Below are 16720 nucleotides of genomic sequence, written 5' to 3' on the forward strand. Positions count from 1 at the left end.
TACAGTTTTTAACCACGCTTTCGAAAACTATAAAAAAATAGCCCTTTATTCGGGACTTATCATTTTGGTCTTAACCATTATCATTGTGATGGCATATATAGGAATAATGATTGCCTATTTTGGAATTGAAAGTCTAAAGGAAGATTATCTAAAGGAATTTACAAATCAAAATTTTACAGCTGTTGAACTTTTAGTTCAAACAATTGGCTTTTCTGTGCTAGCAGCATTAATAGCTCCTTTTGGCGCAGGATTTTTAAAAATGGCAGATTCTGCAGATAAAGATATTGAATTTAATGTCTCTACGATGTTCTGCTATTACAAAGGAAAATATTTTGCACAGATTTTCATCGCAGCTATTATTGCCGCTATTACAGGAAACTTACTTTCTAATTTAATTAGAAGTTTAAATATTCCCTTTGGAGAATTAATTGCATTTGCAATTCCCTACATTATATCCTATTTCGTTTATTTATCAACCCCTCTAATTATCTTTGGAAATTTAACAGGAATAGAATCCTTAAAAGCAAGCATTATTATAGTTACTAAAAATCCGCTAAATATATTTGCATTTTTCATCATAGGTTTTTTGGGTGCTTTAGTAGGGCTTGTAGCATGCTGTGTAGGAGTAATATTTACTGCAGTTTTTAACAGTTCAATGCAATATGCTACATATTTTGCCATTTTTGGAACACAATCTGAAGAAGAAGATTCAATTGATTCAATCGGAAAATACAATGTAGATTAAAATAGAAAATTCTTAATTATAGAGAACCTAACCACTTCTTTTTAAGAATTTTCAAAACGCTATTTACTTAACTAACATACCCCAAATTCTATGGTCGCAAACTGTAGTTTTTTCAATTCGGTTATCTCAGGAATTTCCGCTAGTGGAAGTGCCTTTGAATCAATTATGACCGGATGGTATGTATTTAATCCTGATATCATTTTCTACAATAATCATAAACTTATTGTTTTAGGATTATCGCTCTTTGCTTTTCTGTCGCTTTTGGTCTATCAATTTTTCAAAATCAAATCAAAAATTGGATATTTCATAGAAAAAAAGAAAGAACAAGATACTGTTAGCAGAGAATATCAGCTTTATATTTTATTTTTTGGCATTGCGGTAATTGTTATCGAAATTATCAATGAAATCTTCAAAATTAGACCCAAAAGCCTATTGGTAGTCAATGTTCTCATTGGCATTTTTGTTCTTTTCATTTACACTGTAACAAATAGAATCAAATGGGTAAGAGATCAAATCCAACAGATTTTTATTTCTTGCTTCTTTATTTATATTAGTTATGTCGCCTACAACATTGTTACCTTAAGAAATGACGTTGTACCGATTATTGTTTTCCTTATTTCTTTTTTCTTTTCGTACAACATCCTCAAGCCTATAAAAATTTACTGGACTTTTGTCGGCTTAACCTTTGCTTTTTTAATTGCCACGCTAGCATTTCATCTTATTCCAATAAAATCCTCCATTTTATTGCTTAATTTCTGCATTCTAATTTTCATTATAAATCAGGTAAAATATGCTGTTTTATTAAACAATCGCGACAATTTTAGGTTTGCAAATGAAATAGTTCACAAAGGAAATTCACTTACAATAGCCTCCAATCAAAAAAGCGAAATTCTTTTTTGCAGCGAAACCATAACTCCTATTTTAGGCTATCAGCCTGAAGAAGTTATGGGAGTAAAATTCTGGGAATTAACCGAGGATTCAGAAGAAAAATTAGATCCAATCAAAAACCACGAAAACAAGCTGTACATCAGGAAACTAAAAACAAAAAGCGGCGAATACAAATATATCCAATGGAAAGATAAAAAGTTCTCAGAAGATTTAATCATCAGTATCGGACAAGATGTTACGGAGCAGGTTATCGTTCAGGATCAATACAAAAATCTAATTCAGACCGCGACCGATATCATTTTTGAAATTGACGCCGAAGGCCATTTTACTTTCATCAATGAATTTGGCTTTTCTACTCTTGGCTATACTGAAAATGAAATCATTAAAAAGCATTATTCAAATTTTATTCACGAAAACTATATCACCAGTGCCGTAGATTTCTATGAAAATTTGGTGCTAAATGAAAATAATTATCCAATTATTGAAATTCCAATTCTGAAGAAAAACGGCGAAGAAATGTGGATTTCGCAAAAGATCATTGTACGCAAAAATGATTTAGGATTAACAACTGGCTTTTCTGGAATTGCAAGAGATATTACCGAGAAAAAGAATATCGAAAAGGAGAAAAAAAGACGTCTTAAAAAAATTGAAGCTTATAATAGTTCGACCAAGAAATTATCTACTACAGACTTTAGCAAATATGACGAACTAAACACAATCATTGATTTAATACTGAAAGAAGCTGCTATAATAAGCGATGTCAATCGTGTAAGTTTCTGGAAATATGACGACGACCTCATTACCTGCAAAAATCTTTTTAGCCTTGACAATCAAAGCGTAAGTGACAAAAATATTTTAAAAAAAGAATCCTATCCTATTTATTTTGAAACACTAAACAACAAAGCCATCATAAATGCTCCAGATGTATTCAACAAATTGGAAACATCTGAATTTCAAAAGCTTTATTTTACAAAAAACAACATAAAATCAATGCTGGATGTGCCTATTTTCTTAACAGGACAATTGGCGGGAGTTGTCTGTTTTGAAAGCACCGAACATAAACGCGAGTGGGATAATGAAGACATTAATTATGCGAGAACTATTTCAGATGTAATTTCGCTTGCCATTTCTTCACAAATGCGATTGGAGGCAGAAAGAAAATTAGAACTTAAGGGTCAGCTTTTGTCTGCACTTTCTTTGTGTACCGAAAAGTTCCTGCTAAGCAAAACTACTCATCAGATGTTTGAGGAAACGTATAACATTATTGGAAAAGCAGCCAAAGTAGATCATATGTATTACTACGAAAAAGATGCTATTTACAATACTGTAAGCCAGAAATACAAATGGTCACGTGAAGGGGTTACGCATCAGATCACGCCATTGCGATCTATGACCGAAGAAAATCTGCGAGAGATATACGATGCTGCATCGCAGAGAAAAATCTTAAATACGCTAACGCGAAATCTTAATGATGGTTTTTTCAAAAAGCTTCTGAGCGATAACGAAATTCAGTCAATTTTAATTTTACCAATTTACATAAATGACATTTTCACTGGTTTTATAGGCTTTGATGATTGCACGACAGAAAGAGAATGGTCTGAAGACGAAATTAATATCTTTCAGGTTTTAGCAAATAACATTTCGTCTGCATTAGAAAGAAACCGAAATGAAACCAAGATTATCCAAAGCGAGGAAAAATTCAAATTGATTGCCAATAATATTCCTGGAACGGTTTATTTATCAAAATTTGATGCTTTCTCGACCAAAATATTCTTAAACGATGAAGTCTCAAACCTTACAGGATATTCAAAATCTGAATTTATTGAAAATAATTTGTCTTTTCTGTCGTTAATTCATCCTGATGATAAAGAAGATGTAATTAACAATCAAATCGATAATCTCCAAAACGGAATGCCTTTGCATAATGTATATCGCATTAAGCGCAAAAGCGGAGAGTATATTTGGATAGAAGAATTTGGAGATGTAATTAAGCGAGATGATGAAATTGAATTTGTTGGCGGAATTTATTTTGATATTACAAGCAAAAAAGAAATCGAAGACGCCATAAAAGCCAAACAGCTAGCAGAAGCCGCAAGCAAATCAAAATCTGACTTTTTAGCCAATATGTCTCACGAAATTAGAACTCCTCTAAACGGAATTATTGGTTTTACACATTTATTAATGAAAACAGATTTGGAGGAAATTCAAGAAAAATACATGACCACAATAAATCAATCGGCTCATTCTCTTCTTGAAATTATTAATGACATTTTAGATTTCTCAAAAATTGAGGCTGGAAAATTAGAGCTCTTTATTGACTTATATGATATCAAAAAAATCTTAGGACAAATTTTTGATTTAATTATATACGAATCCAACAAAAAGAATCTAAAACTTGAGTTGAATATAGACCCTGAAGTTCCAAAATATATCTGGACAGATATTGTCCGCATCAAACAAATTTTGATTAATCTGCTTTCTAATGCAGTTAAATTTACAACTGAAGGTTCCATCAAATTAAATGTTTCCGTTTTAGAAAAAAACAAAAACAACAATTGTGTTATTCGTTTTGCGGTTATCGATACCGGAATTGGCATATTAGAAAAAAATCAAAAGAAAATTTTCAGAGCCTTTTCTCAGGAAGACAGTTCTACAACAAGAAAATTTGGAGGAACTGGTCTTGGTTTAACCATATCTAATCAGTTGCTTGCTTTAATGGAAAGCCGTTTACAACTAGAAAGCAAAATTGACGAAGGAAGCACTTTTTTCTTTGATTTGAATTTAAAAACAAGCAACCAGAGTATTAATGATAAATACAATGCCGAACTCAAAAGTTTAAACATCAATCTGGATTCTGATGAAATAGAAACAAACGGCAATAATATTACTTTTTTAATTGTGGAAGACAACAAAGTAAACATGCTTCTTCTTAAGACAATTATAAAAAATCTATACAATAATGCTTTTATTTTCGAATGTGAAAATGGATATGAAGCCATTCAGCAATTTGAAAAAATTAATCCGACCATTATTTTTATGGATATTCAGATGCCTATTATGAATGGTTACGAAACTGCCAAAGCAATCAGAAATACTAAAAAAGGACGCGATGTTCCAATAATAGCCGTTACTGCTGGCGCAGAAAAGGAAGAACGCAACAAATGCATTTCTGCTGGAATGGACGATTACATTTCTAAACCAATTATGAAAGGAAGTGTTGAAGAAGCTTTAATTAAATGGCTGGGATAAATTTTAGTTTTAAGTCGCAGTCGCAGTTTTCAGTTTCAGATTGTTTGCTGGCACTGAAAAGTGTGACCAAAAACTAAACATAAGCGTTTCAATTGTAAAATTTATCATAAAAAATCTATAAATTCGTACAACGTTTCAAACATAAAATAAAAACAATTCAATATGAAGTGGCAAGGCAGAAGACAAAGTGATAATGTCGAAGACAGAAGATCAATTTCCGGCGGAGGTAAAGCAATAATTGGTGGTGGAGTTATCGGAATCATTGTTTTACTGCTTAATGTTTTTGGTGGCGAAACTGGCCAGCAGATAGCACCAATTTTAGAGCAAATGCAAGGCGGTCAAGGCCAACAGACAGAAGCTGCAGCTCCTTTAAGCAAGGAAGACGAAGAAATGGGGAATTTTGTTAGAGTTGTTCTAGCAGATAATGAAGATATTTGGAGTAAAGTTTTTGCCGAAAATGGCATGACCTACGAAAAACCAAAATTAGTGCTTTTTAAAGGTAGCGTACAAACTGCCTGCGGAGGCGCATCATCGGCTTCTGGTCCTTTTTATTGTCCGGGAGATAGAAAAGTATATATGGATTTAGGTTTCTTTGAGGAGCTAAAAAGTAAATTTGGCGCAAAAGGTGGCGATTTTGCCATTGCTTACGTTATCGCACATGAAATTGGCCACCACATACAAACTTTGCTTGGTACGTCTGCAAAAATGCGTCAGGAACAGCAAGGAAAAAGTGAAGCCGAGGCTAATAAACTATCTGTTGCTTTAGAACTACAAGCTGACTTCTACGCTGGTGTTTGGGCACATTACAATCAAGAAAATCTAGATGTTGGCGACATCGAGGAAGCATTAAGTGCGGCAAACGCTGTTGGAGACGATGCTATTCAAAGTAAAATGCAAGGACATGTAGTTCCAGATTCTTTTACCCATGGAACTTCAGAACAAAGAATGTATTGGTTTAAAAAAGGTTACAAAACCGGCGATATTAAACAAGGTACTACATTTGAAGAAATTCAATAATACATAAACCAAATATAATAACCACCAGAAAAGCACAACTTAAGCAGTTGTGCTTTTTTAATTTCCAATATTTTAAAAATTCCAAATTCCAAACTCTTTGAGATTAGATTCAAAATAAAAAATTCCAAATTTCAAACTGCAATGAGTTGGAATTTGGACCCGAGCGATAGCGAATAGGCGAAGCAATTTCAAAAAATTGGAATTTTACTTTTTTTAGTTTTCGTCAGAAAACAAAAAAAGCCTTGAATTTCTTCAAGGCTTTAAATCTGGGTGGCTGACCGGGTTCGAACCGGCGACCCGCGGCACCACAAACCGCTACTCTAACCAGCTGAGCTACAACCACCATTTTTCTGCTTAGCGAGTGCAAATATAGAACAAAGGTTGAGTTCTACAAAGAAAAAAATGAAAAATTTTCATAAAAATTATATCAAATTTTCTAAGCTATTGACTGCCAAACATCTTTCAACTGTAAAACCTTCTGCAAAATCTTTCCCAACTAGTCTTCCTAAGTCTTTTGCACGATAATTTAGGCTTTCAAAAAAGTTTTTACTCGTAATTGGCGTCGCAGGTTCATTTGAATTCGGATCATAAAACTGGGTTTTATAAGCCATAATCGCTTCCACCTTTTTTTCTTCGAATCCTGTAATATCCACAACGAAGTCTGGAGTAATATTTTTCCATTGAATATAATGATACACTACTTTAGGCCTCCATGCTTCCTGTTTCACTCCGTCTATTGAAGTTTCAATTTTCATTAAACCCGATAAAAAGCAAGCATCAGAAACCAATTTGCTCCCTTTTCCGTGATCAATATGGCGATCGTCGATTGCATTGCACAATACAATTTCTGGTTTGTATTTGCGAATCATTTTAATAACTTCTAATTGATGCTTTTCATCATTAACAAAAAACCCGTCGCGCATTGCTAAATTTTCACGCACTAGAACTCCTAAAATGGCCGCAGCGTCTTTTGCTTCCTGATCTCTAATTTCAGCCGTTCCGCGCGTTCCTAATTCACCACGCGTTAAATCTACAATACCTACTTTTTTACCAAGTGATACTTCTTTTAAAATGGTTCCAGCACAACCTAATTCTACGTCGTCTGGATGCGCCCCGAAGGCTAATATGTCTAATTTCATTTATTTTTTGTTTCAGGTTTCAAGTTTCAGGTTTCAAGTTTCAGGTTTCAAGTTCTGTTGACAACTTGAAACCTTAAACTTGAAACAATTTATAAACTATTTTCTCAAGACTCTTTTCATCGTCATTGATTTATTCACGCTTTCTTCCCATTCTTTTTCGGGAACACTTTCTTTTGTGATTCCGCAGCCCATATACAGAATGGCTTTATTTTCCTGAATCTGCATACATCGTAAATTTACAAATAAATCAGAACTTGAATTATTTCCAGCAAAAGTGCTGTTTAATTCGCCTAGAAAACCAGTATAGAAAGTTCTATCGTAATTCTCATTATCCAAAATAAATGCTTTCGATTTCTTTTTTGGAAGTCCGCAAACGGCAGGTGTTGGATGCAAAGTATCAACCACTTCTTCTAGAGTTGAATTATCTTTTAAAACACCCGAAATATCCGTTTTAATATGCCAAATCGATCCTGCTTTTAAACTGTAAGGTTCAGAAACCACAACCGAAGCTGTAAATTCTCGAAGTCTTTTCACAATAAAATCGGTTACAAACTGCTGTTCATCTTTTTCTTTTTGCTGCCAAACAATTTCTGTTTCCTGATTATCTTTCTGCGTTCCCGCCAAAGCCATGGTTTCAAAAACATTTCCGTTTGCCTTTAAAAGTTTTTCAGGCGTTGCTCCCATCCAAAGTCCAATTTTCGGGTGAAAGAAACAATAACAGAAAGTAGCAGGATACAGTTGAACCAAGTGCTGAAAAGTTTCAATAAAATCAAATTCAGCCAAAGGCACCTCTTCGCTTCTTGACAAAACTACTTTTTTGAATTCTTCATTTTTAATGGCTTGAATTCCTTGAGCCACTAAATATTCATACTGAAATTTAGCTTCTGGATCAAAACTCAAATCGTCTATTTCAATTGGTTCGAAAGAAGTTTTTTCTTTTTCGGCAGTAATAATTTCCGATTCATTTTCAGGAATCAGGATTAATTGTTTTTCATCAAAAGAAGCAAAAACAAATCCTTTTTCGCTGTAATCAGAAACGGTATTTAAATTATTGTTCTGTTGTAAAATCCCAACAAAATTTGTTGAGTTAGGTTTTGAATAAAGTACAAAAGGCAAATTCTGTTCTTTATGATTTTTAATTTTTAAGAAAAATGAATTCATAATTTACTCACTTTTCTTTCTATCCAAAACCATATTCGTCAATTTGCAAAGCGAAACCAAGTTCCCTTCTTCATCGGTAATCTTAATTTCCCAAAGATGAAGGCTTCTTCCTTTGTGAATAATTCTGGCTGTTCCAAAAACATAGCCTTCACGAATACTTTTTAGATGATTTGCCGAAATTTCGATGCCTCTTACCTCCTGCTCTTTCGGATTAATAAAAAAGAAAGAAGCCGCACTCCCAACACTTTCTGCTAAAGCAACAGAAGCACCTCCATGCAATAATCCCATTGGCTGATGAACGCTTGGATTTACAGGCATTTTTGCAGTTAAAAAATCCTCTCCGGCGTCGATATATTCAATTTTCAGCGTTTCCATTAATGTGTTTTTAGAAAACTCATTACAGCGCGCTAAAATCTGTTCTTTTGTATAATTCATTAAAATAAACTTTAAAAACGTAAAATTAAAGAAAGATAAGACATAAATCTAAAATCAGATTCTAAAATTTAAAAATCAACTTCAAACCTGTAGGTTTTTTGTTATTTTTACAAAAACAATCAAAATCAATCTTTGGCTTTTTTTTGCCACTCCCGATAGCTATCGGGATACACAGATTAAAAAAATTAAAAAATGATATAGCCACGAATTACACTAATCTACACGAATTAATTTGAAATAAAATTTGTGAAAATTAGTGTAATTCGTGGCAAAAAAGAAACAATAATGCGTCAATACTTTGTACTTTTTATTTTCGGAATAATTCTAGCATTCAGTTCTTGCCGAACTGACTTTGATACTGTTGCCAGTTCTGGAGATTTAAAATTTTCAAAAGACACCGTTTATTTAGATACTGTTTTTAAAAACATTGGTTCAAGCACTTATCAATTGAAAGTCTATAACCGAAGTAAAAATGATATTTCGATTCCGACTGTACAATTTAAAAAAGGCTTAAACTCCAAATACAGAATGACGGTTGACGGAATGAGCGGCAACGAAGGAAAGATTTATAAAGATGTTACGCTTTTAGCAAAAGACAGTTTGTACATTTTTATAGAAACTACAGCAGATATTACAGACGCCAATCCAACAGATTTTTTATATACTGATGAAATTCAGTTTGACAGCGGTGCTAATTTGCAGGAGGTAGCTTTGGTAACCTTAATTCAAGATGCTGTATTTTTATATCCAAATCAAAATCCAGACGGAACAAAGGAAAAAATTAAAATTGACGGCAAAGAGGTTGACGGATTTTATTTGAGTGAAAATGATCCAACAAACGGAAACGAACTTCTTTTTACAAATGACAAACCTTACGTAATTTATGGTTACGCAGGAGTTCCCGAAAACAAAACAGTAACTTTTGAAGCTGGCTCAAGAATCCATTTTCACGCCAATTCTGGTTTATATGTCGGAAATAATGCTTCACTTCAAATTAATGGAACAACTTCTAAAACTGATAAACTCGAAAACGAAGTTATTTTTGAAGGCGATCGTTTAGAATCGCTTTACTCTGATATTCCAGGACAGTGGAAATCGGTTATTTTTGAAAAAGGAAGCACCAATCATGCTATCAATCATTTGACTTTAAAAAATGCTGTTACTGGTTTAGAATTCAGAAGTCCATTAAATACAATTGAAATTAAAAATACTCAAGTGTATAATTGTGTTGAGTACGGAATCTTAGCTCAAAATGCACAAATTAATGGAGAAAACATAGTCATTAATTATGCTGGATTAGCTAGTCTATCTTGTGTTTATGGCGGAAACTACAAATTTACACATTGCACTTTCAACAATAACTGGTCGACACCTTCTCAATTTGCGGTTAACTTAAGTAATTCTTTGGCAGGAGCAACTCCAGAAGCCAATCCGCTTACTCAGGCAACTTTTAATAATTGCATTATTTACGGTTCGGCTACAAATGAATTTAATTTAGATAAAAATACAAGCGCTCCATTTGTATATCAATTAAACAATTGTCTACTAAAATTCAGCAGTTCAACTACAAATCCTAATTATCAATTTAAAACCGATACTGAACATTACAACAACATTATTCTGAATGAAAATCCGAAGTTTTATAATGTTTCGCAGAATAAATTTAATATCGATAAAACTTCTGCCGCTTTCGCGAAAGGGAATCAGGCCTATATAATTCCAACAGATATTCTAGGAATTACAAGAACTTCTCCGCCAGATTTGGGTGCTTATCAAAGTCAAGATTTTCCTAAAAAGTAGTTTTTACCACAAAGACGCTAAGGCACAAATTTTTTTATACAAAGTATATCGTAGAGACGCACTGCAGTGCGTCTACGCAACGAATATCCACAATACGTTAGACGCACTGCAGTGCGTCTCTACAGAATACTGGAACGAAAATCTAATGTGCCGAAATAACTTTGCGTCTTAGCTCCTTCGTGGCAAATAAAAAAACATCGTAAGAAAATATATCTAAAATTAAACATCACTTAACGTATTGCTTTCATAAAAGTAGTAGATTTGCTATAACACATTTTTAAAAACTTAACAATCAGGTTTTTAAAATGGTTTTCTCAACCAAATCTTAAAACTATTAATTATGAAAAAAAACTACTTTTTACTGTTATTGATGTTTACTGCAATTGGTTTTGCCCAAATTCCGTCTGGATATTACAGCACTGCAACAGGAACGGGCTATACTTTAAAAACACAATTGTATAACATTATTAAAGGTCATACGGATAATGGATATGCAGGTTTGTACACTACTTATCAAACCTCTGACGTTGACAATTTTTACGAAAATGACGGAACTGTTTTAGACATGTATTCTGAAAATCCATCAGGAACAGATCCGTACACTTATACAACTGGAACTACTCAAAGATGTGGTAGCTATTCTGTTGAAGGCGATTGCTACAATAGAGAACACATTATTCCGCAATCTGTTTTTAATGAACAGTCACCAATGGTTTCCGATGCCCATTTTATAACTCCAACCGATGGAAAAGTAAACGGAATACGTTCCAACTATCCTCACGGAAATGTAAGCTCCGCAACCTACACTTCTCAAAACGGAAGCAAATTAGGATCAAGTGCTGTTTCTGGATATTCGGGAACGGTTTTCGAACCAATAAATGATTTTAAAGGCGATATCGCGAGAATGTATTTCTATTTTGCAACACGATACGAAAACACTGTTGCAGGTTATTCTTATGCTATGTTTAATGGTTCGAGCAACCAAGTTTTTACAACAGCTTTCTTGAATATGCTTTTGGCTTGGCATGCACAAGACCCCGTTAGCGCAAGAGAAATCGCTAGAAACAATGCAATCTATTCACGCCAAAATAATCGTAATCCGTTTATTGATCATCCAGAATATGTAAATCAAATTTGGGGCGGAACTCCTTCTGGCGATACTCAAGCGCCAACCGCACCAACAAGTTTGGCTTCAACATCAAAAACGGCAACCTCAATTACACTTTCATGGACAGCTTCAACAGATAATGTAGCCGTTACAGGTTATGATGTTTATGCTAATAGTGTTTTAAAAACAACTGTTTCCAGCACAAATACAACAATTACAGGTTTAACCGCTTCAACAGCTTATTCTATTTATGTAAAAGCAAAAGATGCTGCAGGAAATGCTTCTGCATCAAGCAATACAATAAGCGTTACAACAGACAGCAGTGGAACAGGAACCGCAACCGATCTTCTTTTCTCTGAATATATTGAAGGTTCTGGAAACAACAAAGCTTTAGAAATTGCAAACAATACTGGAGCTTCTGTTAATCTGTCTGCGTATACAATCAAAAAACAAACAAACGGTGCTGGTTCTTGGAGCACTGGATTGGCTCTAAGCGGAACTTTAACAACTGGAAGCAAATTTGTAATTGTAAACAGTTCTATGTCATCAAGCTGTTTCTCTACAAGCGCGGCCAATATTTCGACCACAGCAACCGAACTGACTTTTAACGGAAATGATGCTGTAGGTTTATTTAAAAACGGTGTTTTAATTGATATCATTGGAACTTTTAATGGTGGAACAGCCAATTTTGCCATCGATGTTACTTTAAGAAGAAAATCGACTGTGACTTCTCCGAGCACAACATTCAATTTAAGCGCACAATGGGATTCGTATTCTCAGGATACTTGCAACAACTTAGCTAGCAAAATGGTTCAGACTCCTGAAATCGAAGAAGAAGTCATTGCAGGCGAAATTGCAATTTACCCAAATCCGTCTAATGGAAATTTCAATATTCAGCCAGGTATTGTAAATAGCCCTTATTCTATTGAAATTTTCTCATTCTCTGGTCAGAAAGTTTTCGAACAACAAAACACAACTTCTCCAGAAGTTTCTGTACATAATCTTCCAACGGGAATCTATATTATTAAAATTATAAAAGGAGAAAAAACAGCTTTTAAAAAGGTTATTATTAATTAAAAATTAGATTTTCATCAACCAAAAAAGCGGCAAATTGCCGCTTTTTTCATTATCTGTGAAAGATTTTTCTTTAGAAACGTATTTTTTATCACTTTCTGCGTTTCGTAAATTTTGCAGATCTGCCCACGTATAAACACCAAAATTGCATCATTTCAATTTTCACTTTTTCCTTTCTAAAAGTTTAATATTACAGAACATATCAAAAAAGAAAAATTACTAAATCTTTAAATTTTCTCATAGACCGAAACCTCTTGATATTGCGTCTTTTTGGTAGAAAAAATGCAAGAAAAAAGCAATTTCATTTTTTTTGAAAAGAGATCGTTTTCAAATTTGCGCTTACTATTTATTTACATTAAATTTGCAGCTCAATACAACAAACTACACAAATGATCCATTTCTTTGAAAACCAAAGCAAAACTGTTTTTGCCGTACAAACGCAAAACGAAATTTCAGCTCAAGACATTTCAAAATTAAACTGGCTTTTTGCCGACGCAAGTAAGATCGAAAAATCTGCATTGACAGGTTTCTTTGTTGGTCCTCGCGCTACTATGATTACACCTTGGAGTACAAATGCTATAGAAATTACTCAAAACATGGGGATTTCTGGCATTATCAGAATCGAAGAATTTCATCCTGCAACGGAAGATTTTACTGATTTTGACCCAATGCTTTCTCAAAAATTCAATGAATTAGATCAAGAAATCTTCACTATCAACATTCAGCCAGAACCAATTTTGGAGATTGATGATATTGCAACTTACAACAAAGTAGAAGGTTTAGCTTTAAGCGAAGAAGAAGTTGATTACTTAAACAATCTTTCGACTAAACTTGGAAGAAAATTAACGGATTCTGAGATTTTTGCTTTCTCTCAAGCAAACTCAGAGCACTGCCGTCACAAAATCTTCAACGGAACTTTTGTGATTGACGGTGAAGAAAAAGAGACTTCTCTTTTCAAATTAATCAAAAAAACATCTCAGGAAAATCCTAACGATATTGTGTCTGCTTACAAAGACAACGTTGCTTTTGTAAAAGGACCAAAAGTGCAGCAATTTGCACCAAAATCGGCAGACAAACCTGATTTTTACGAAATAAAAGAATTTGATTCGGTTATCTCATTAAAAGCCGAAACACACAATTTCCCAACAACAGTAGAGCCTTTCAACGGAGCTGCAACAGGATCTGGAGGAGAAATTCGTGACCGTTTAGCGGGAGGACAAGGATCTTTGCCATTAGCCGGAACTGCAGTTTACATGACTTCATATTCTCGTTTGAAAGAAGACAGAAAATGGGAAAATGCTGTTGAAGAAAGAAAATGGTTGTACCAAACGCCAATGGACATTTTAATCAAAGCTTCAAACGGAGCTTCTGATTTCGGAAATAAATTTGGCCAGCCGCTTATTACAGGTTCTGTTTTAACTTTCGAACACGAAGAGGAAAACCGTAAAATTGGTTACGATAAAGTAATCATGCAAGCGGGTGGAATTGGATACGGAAAACTAGATCAATCAATTAAAAAGAAACCACAAGAAGGCGATAAAATTGTAATTCTTGGTGGAGAAAATTATAGAATCGGAATGGGTGGTGCTGCGGTTTCTTCTGCAGATACAGGAGCTTTCGGTTCAGGAATTGAGTTAAATGCGATTCAGCGTTCAAACCCAGAAATGCAAAAACGTGCTGCAAACGCGATACGTGGTTTGGTGGAAAGTGACAATAACCCAATTGTTTCTATTCACGATCACGGAGCGGGAGGACACTTAAACTGTCTTTCTGAATTGGTGGAAGAAACTGGAGGTTTAATCGATTTAGATAAATTGCCTGTTGGAGACCCAACACTTTCTGCAAAAGAAATTATCGGTAACGAATCTCAGGAAAGAATGGGATTGGTTATTGGTCAAAAAGATATCGATACATTACAAAGAATCGCTGACAGAGAGCGTTCGCCAATGTATCAGGTTGGAGATGTAACGGGAGATCACCGTTTTACATTCGAATCTAAAACAAATGGTTCAAAACCGATGGATTATGCTTTAGAAGATTTCTTCGGAAGTTCTCCAAAAACGGTTATGATAGATAAAACGGTTGACAGAAAATATGCTGATGTTGCTTACATCGCTACAGATTTCGAAAGCTATTTAAAAGATGTTTTACGTTTAGAAGCTGTTGCTTCAAAAGACTGGTTGACGAATAAAGTTGACCGTTGTGTTGGAGGAAAAGTAGCTAAACAACAAAATGCTGGTCCGTTACAATTGCCTTTAAATAATGTTGGAGTAATGGCTCTGGATTATTTAGGAAAAGAAGGTATTGCAACTTCTATCGGGCACGCTCCTATTGCGGCTTTGATTGATCCAGTTGCTGGATCTAGAAATGCAATTGCAGAATCATTATCAAACTTGATTTGGGCACCAATTAAAGATCAGTTAAAAGGAGTTTCATTATCTGCAAACTGGATGTGGGCTTGTAAAAACGAAGGTGAAGATGCTCGTTTATACGAAGCTGTACAAGGATGTTCAGATTTTGCAATTGAATTAGGAATCAATATTCCAACAGGAAAAGATTCACTTTCAATGAAACAAAAATATCCAAACGATGAAGTAATTGCGCCGGGAACGGTTATTATTTCTGCGGCTGGAAACTGTACAGATATTAGAAAAGTGGTTGAACCTGTTTTACAGAAAAACGGAGATTCAATCTATTATATCAATTTGTCTCAAGATGATTTCAAACTTGGAGGTTCATCTTTTGCACAAATCAGAAATACAATTGGAAACGAAACGTCTACAATTAAAGATGCTTCTTTCTTCAAAAATGCATTTAATACAATTCAGGAATTAATCGGCGAAAGCCAAATTTTAGCAGGTCACGATATCGGAAGCGGTGGTTTAATCACTACTTTATTAGAATTGTGTTTTGCTGATGTTAATCTTGGAGCTAAAATTGATTTCAGCGCTTTCGCGGAAAAAGACTTATTGAAAATCCTTTTCGCAGAAAACATCGGAATCGTATTCCAAGCTAAATCTGATGCAGCTGTTGAAACTAAATTAAAAGCTAATAATGTTGAATTCTTCAAAATTGGTTCTGTAACTTCTACAGCTACTTTAGAAGTCGGAAATTGGAATTTAGATATTCCGACATACAGAGACGTTTGGTTCGAAACTTCTTATTTATTAGATCAAAAACAATCTAAAAACGGAAGAGCTCAGGCACGTTTTGAAAACTATAAAAATCAGGTTTTAAATTATACTTTCCCAACACATTTTACAGGAAAAAAACCAGAAATCGACAATTCTAAACCAAGACCAAAAGCGGCTATTATTCGTGAAAAAGGAAGTAATTCTGAGCGTGAAATGGCAAATGCAATGTACTTGGCTGGATTTGACGTAAAAGACGTTCACATGACGGATTTAATTTCTGGTCGCGAAACGCTTGAAGATATTCAGTTTATTGGAGCGGTTGGAGGATTCTCTAACTCTGACGTTTTAGGTTCTGCTAAAGGTTGGGCTGGAGCTTTCTTATACAACGAAAAAGCAAAAACAGCTTTAGATAATTTCTTCAAAAGAAAAGATACGTTATCTGTCGGAATTTGTAACGGTTGCCAATTGTTTATGGAATTGGAAGTGATTAATCCAGAGCACGAAGTTCACGGAAAAATGCACCATAACGAAAGCCAGAAACACGAAAGTATCTTTACTTCTGTAACGGTTCAGAAAAACAATTCTGTGATGTTATCGACGTTGGCAGGAAGCACTTTAGGAGTTTGGGTTTCTCACGGAGAAGGTAAATTCAAATTGCCTTACGCAGAAGATCAATACAACATTGTGTCTAAATATGCTTACGAAGGTTATCCTGCAAACCCTAACGGTTCTGATTACAACACAGCAATGATGTGTGACAAAACTGGAAGACACTTGGTAATGATGCCTCATATTGAGCGTTCGACTTTCCAATGGAACTGGGCGCATTATCCAAAAGACAGAAATGACGAGGTTACGCCTTGGCACGAAGCTTTTGTTAATGCCAGAAAATGGATTGAGAAAAACTAAAAAATATATTTTTACTAAAAGCGCCCGAAATTATCGGGCGTTTTTTTTTATCGCCACAACT

General features: G+C 34.4%; 9 protein-coding genes and 1 tRNA gene. 6 read left to right on the forward strand and 4 right to left on the reverse strand.

Going from position 1 to position 16720, the window contains the following annotated elements; all coding sequences use genetic code 11:
* The first annotated feature begins 88 nt into the window (after positions 1-88).
* From PQ463_RS11280 to ypfJ, 3 genes are all read left to right on the forward strand, one after another.
* Positions 89-745 carry a hypothetical protein gene (locus PQ463_RS11280; protein WP_274253786.1) on the forward strand — a complete coding sequence of 219 codons (657 nt, stop codon included), beginning with the start codon at positions 89-91 and terminating at the stop codon, positions 743-745.
* Positions 746-835: 90 nt separating this feature from the next.
* A complete protein-coding gene (locus tag PQ463_RS11285) occupies positions 836-4882 on the forward strand; it encodes a PAS domain S-box protein (RefSeq protein ID WP_274253787.1) in 4047 nt (1348 codons plus the stop codon).
* A gap of 162 nt (positions 4883-5044) precedes the next feature.
* Positions 5045-5899, forward strand: a complete 855-nt coding sequence (ypfJ, locus tag PQ463_RS11290; protein WP_111379061.1) for a KPN_02809 family neutral zinc metallopeptidase — start codon at positions 5045-5047, stop codon at positions 5897-5899.
* 269 nt (positions 5900-6168) lie between these two features.
* On the opposite strand, the gene PQ463_RS11295 is transcribed toward ypfJ, so the two are convergent.
* The 4 genes from PQ463_RS11295 to PQ463_RS11310 all read right to left on the reverse strand — a co-directional run bounded on the left by PQ463_RS11295 (position 6169) and on the right by PQ463_RS11310 (position 8634).
* Positions 6169-6242, reverse strand: a tRNA-His gene (locus PQ463_RS11295).
* 79 nt (positions 6243-6321) lie between these two features.
* A complete protein-coding gene (bshB1, locus tag PQ463_RS11300) occupies positions 6322-7038 on the reverse strand; it encodes a bacillithiol biosynthesis deacetylase BshB1 (protein ID WP_111379060.1) in 717 nt (238 codons plus the stop codon).
* 96 nt (positions 7039-7134) lie between these two features.
* Positions 7135-8199: a chorismate-binding protein gene (locus PQ463_RS11305; protein WP_274253788.1), complete on the reverse strand. Its 1065-nt coding sequence runs from the start codon at positions 8197-8199 to the stop codon at positions 7135-7137.
* A 3-nt stretch (positions 8200-8202) separates the two neighbouring features.
* Positions 8203-8634 carry a PaaI family thioesterase gene (locus PQ463_RS11310; RefSeq protein ID WP_012026684.1) on the reverse strand — a complete coding sequence of 144 codons (432 nt, stop codon included), beginning with the start codon at positions 8632-8634 and terminating at the stop codon, positions 8203-8205.
* A 285-nt stretch (positions 8635-8919) separates the two neighbouring features.
* On the opposite strand from PQ463_RS11310, the gene PQ463_RS11315 reads away from it, so the two are divergent.
* The 3 genes from PQ463_RS11315 (at position 8920) to purL (ending at position 16659) form a co-directional block, all read left to right on the forward strand.
* The gene (locus PQ463_RS11315; protein ID WP_274253789.1) at positions 8920-10434 is read left to right on the forward strand and encodes a hypothetical protein; all 1515 of its coding nucleotides are present in this window, start codon (positions 8920-8922) and stop codon (positions 10432-10434) included.
* Positions 10435-10774: 340 nt separating this feature from the next.
* Positions 10775-12619, forward strand: coding sequence for an endonuclease (locus PQ463_RS11320; protein WP_274253790.1), 1845 nt, complete (start codon positions 10775-10777; stop codon positions 12617-12619).
* A 386-nt stretch (positions 12620-13005) separates the two neighbouring features.
* Positions 13006-16659 (forward strand): phosphoribosylformylglycinamidine synthase, encoded by a 3654-nt coding sequence (purL, locus tag PQ463_RS11325; protein ID WP_274253791.1) that lies wholly within the window; start codon positions 13006-13008, stop codon positions 16657-16659.
* Positions 16660-16720 lie beyond the last annotated feature (61 nt).

Origin of the sequence: Flavobacterium sp. KACC 22763, assembly GCF_028736155.1 — a bacterium.
In the GTDB taxonomy this organism is placed as follows: Bacteria; Bacteroidota; Bacteroidia; order Flavobacteriales; family Flavobacteriaceae; genus Flavobacterium.

What these genes read in the sequence shown, in the direction of transcription:
- PQ463_RS11280 (WP_274253786.1), top strand. Translation starts at nt 89, where the DNA reads ATGGCATATATAGGAATAATGATTGCCTATTTTGGAATTGAAAGTCTA.
- PQ463_RS11285 (WP_274253787.1), top strand. Translation starts at nt 836, where the DNA reads ATGGTCGCAAACTGTAGTTTTTTCAATTCGGTTATCTCAGGAATTTCC.
- ypfJ (WP_111379061.1), top strand. Translation starts at nt 5,045, where the DNA reads ATGAAGTGGCAAGGCAGAAGACAAAGTGATAATGTCGAAGACAGAAGA.
- bshB1 (WP_111379060.1), bottom strand. Translation starts at nt 7,038, where the DNA reads ATGAAATTAGACATATTAGCCTTCGGGGCGCATCCAGACGACGTAGAA.
- PQ463_RS11305 (WP_274253788.1), bottom strand. Translation starts at nt 8,199, where the DNA reads ATGAATTCATTTTTCTTAAAAATTAAAAATCATAAAGAACAGAATTTG.
- PQ463_RS11310 (WP_012026684.1), bottom strand. Translation starts at nt 8,634, where the DNA reads ATGAATTATACAAAAGAACAGATTTTAGCGCGCTGTAATGAGTTTTCT.
- PQ463_RS11315 (WP_274253789.1), top strand. Translation starts at nt 8,920, where the DNA reads ATGCGTCAATACTTTGTACTTTTTATTTTCGGAATAATTCTAGCATTC.
- PQ463_RS11320 (WP_274253790.1), top strand. Translation starts at nt 10,775, where the DNA reads ATGAAAAAAAACTACTTTTTACTGTTATTGATGTTTACTGCAATTGGT.
- purL (WP_274253791.1), top strand. Translation starts at nt 13,006, where the DNA reads ATGATCCATTTCTTTGAAAACCAAAGCAAAACTGTTTTTGCCGTACAA.